Origin of the sequence: Mesotoga infera (assembly GCA_011045915.1) — a bacterium.
In the GTDB taxonomy this organism is placed as follows: domain Bacteria; phylum Thermotogota; class Thermotogae; order Petrotogales; family Kosmotogaceae; genus Mesotoga; species Mesotoga infera_D.
Map to the genome: position 1 here is coordinate 1 of DSBT01000406.1, position 2,706 is coordinate 2,706.

The 2,706-nt window shown below is 45.5% G+C and carries 2 protein-coding genes; one reads left to right on the forward strand and one right to left on the reverse strand.

Annotated elements, in window-relative coordinates; translation table 11 throughout:
* The coding region (locus ENN47_13095; protein ID HDP79082.1) for a ferredoxin at window positions 1-1,591 on the forward strand (1,591 nt) is incomplete at its 5' end.
* Between the two features lie 48 nt (window positions 1,592-1,639).
* Here ENN47_13095 and ENN47_13100 read toward each other — a convergent pair.
* A complete protein-coding gene (locus ENN47_13100) occupies window positions 1,640-2,551 on the reverse strand; it encodes a sugar transferase (GenBank protein HDP79083.1) in 912 nt (303 codons plus the stop codon).
* Window positions 2,552-2,706: the final 155 nt, after the last annotated feature.

Sequence of the window (2,706 nt, forward strand, 5' to 3'; positions counted from 1 at the left end):
TAATCTCTCGCCCGCATGCGCAACTCAGGTCGCTGATGGAATGAAGATTAAGACGAATTCTGAAAGAGTGAACAAGGCCGTAAGATTCAACCTTGGTCTTCTGCTTTCAAATCACCCCAATGACTGTATGACCTGTGATGTGAATGGTAGATGCGAGTTTCAGGATCTGATATATCAATACGATGTTAAAGACATGTTCCCGAAGACCCTCAGAAATGTTTCTTATGACACTTCCAGTCCATCGCTGTTCAGAGACATGAACAAGTGTATTGATTGTGGAAGATGCGTTAGAGCATGTGATGAACTCCAGGGCCTATCAATTCTATCACCTGTAAATAGGGGATATCATGTTCTGCCTTTACCCGCTCTCGGAGCCCCTATTGCAGCTACTGACTGTATAAATTGTGGTCAGTGTTCAGCGGTATGCCCGGTTGGAGCTATTACCGAAAGGATGGAGTTCAGAGATGTTGTTGCCGAACTGAAGAGACATGATAAAGTTCTCATTGCGCAGACGGCTCCTTCAGTGCGCGTTGCGTTGGCTGAAGAGTTTGGAGAACTTCCCGGAACCGTTAGCACCGGCAAGATGGTTTCTGCACTCAGAAAGCTGGGGTTCGACTATGTGTTCGATACGAATTTCTCTGCTGACCTGACAATTCTGGAGGAAGGCTCGGAACTACTCGAAAGAGTTAAGGAAGGTGGAAAGTTCCCGATGTTCACCTCTTGTTGCCCTGGATGGGTTAACATGATGGAGAAACTATACCCGGAGTACACCGAGAACCTTTCAACTGCCAAGTCTCCTCAAGAAATGATGAGTGCTCTTGTCAAGACTTTCTTCGCGGAGAAGATTGGTAAAAGGCCGGAAGACATTTACCTGGTCTCCATCATGCCTTGTACTGCTAAGAAAGATGAGAAGGGGAGAGATACACTTCAAGTAAGAGGTGCCCAATCGACGGATGCGGTTCTGGTAACCAGGGAGCTCGGGAAACTTATCAAAATGCATAAGATACCCTTCGAGTCGCTTGAAGAGGAAGAATACGACAATCCTCTTGGGATCTCAACAGGAGCTGCAGTTATATTCGGAGCAACTGGAGGCGTCATGGAAGCGGCTTTGAGAACCGCGTATGAGGTTTACACCGGGGAAGAGCTGCCACGACTTGACTTCGACTTTGCTCGCGGACTCGAAGGTGTGAAGGAAGCCGAAATAGAAATGAAGGGCACTAAAGTAAAAGTTGCGATTGCTCATGGTGGAAGCAATGTTGTCAAGTTGATGGACAAGATACGTTCAGGTGAAGCCTTCTACCATTTTGTCGAGATAATGGCATGTCCAGGTGGCTGTATAGGTGGCGGCGGTCAACCGAAATCGAGTGTTCCTGGTTATTTGGAAAAGAGAATGGAAGCAATATATAGTATTGACAGGTCTTCCAAAATCAGGAAATCTCATGAAAATCCCGGGATTCTAAAGCTTTACGAAGAGTATTTGGAGAAGCCCCTAGGACACCTCTCACACGAACTACTCCATACTCATTACAAGAACAACAGCAAGAGCGTAATTGAGAGAAAGAAGGAGCTTGAGGAAATCGCCAAAGGGTAGCTATGATGAAGAAGTTAATCCGAGGGGCCAGGTGCCCCTCGTTTCTATTCAGCCATCGCTTCTCAGTAGAGCCAGAAACACTGCAAAGGGTGTTTTCAAGAGACACCTGAAGTCTAGCATCAACGACCTGTTCTTGACATAATAGAGGTCGTAAGCAGTTTTTACTTTGTACTCTTCAAGTGTTGTTGTGTACTTGTAATTGATCTGCGCCCAACCGGTGAGTCCGGGTTTGACTAAGAGTCTTAGTGGGTAATCGGGTATGTTCTCCATTCCAAGGCTGTGAAATGATGGGAGCTCTGGCCTTGGCCCGACCAAGCTCATGTCTCCCTTTATGATGTTGATTATCTGAGGAAGTTCATCCAATCTTAGAGGTCTCAAGAATCTGCCGAGGCGAGTAATCCTATCTTTACCCGCCTTTGTTTCAAAAGTTCTAAACTTATACATTTCGAATTCCCTGCAGTCCTTTCCGATCCTCTTCTGGCAAATAAATACAGGTCTTCCGCTAGAGATAACTGAGGTCAGCACAGTTATTCCGATGACAGGGCCGAACAGGACGAGTATCGTGACTCCGAGGACTATGTCAAGTACTCTCTTGATTCTGTCGTAGGTTTTCTTGGTTTCTATTGGTTCTCTTTCGATAAGCATCAACTTCTCTTCATTGAAGCTCTCGTGAGAAAGCCTGTATAGAAAGAAGTATCTCAGAGCGGTAAGTGCCAGAGAAGGTAGGGCTATCCATGGTGATAAACGAATCAACAAAGCCCCGAATAAGCAAGACAAAACAACGGATCCAAGGGAAGAAGCCTTCTGCTTATCTGGATCGGAAAAAGTGATTCCCTCGTAACCGCGCATAGAAAAGCTAATAAAGACACATACACCAAGAGCTGCGATAAACGCATCAAAACCGTTCAATAAGAGCGGCAAAGCTAGAGAAAGATCCAGCAAATACCATAGCCTGTCCATCGTTATATTGTCTCATCTTTACAACGATATTGGAACCAGCAACTTCACAGAATATTGAATTTTGACTGCGAATTTGGGGTATTATGGTCTAGGGGGACCGCAGTGAAAAAACTATACCTTAGTGATCTTCATATTGGCGATGGAACCTTGAAGGA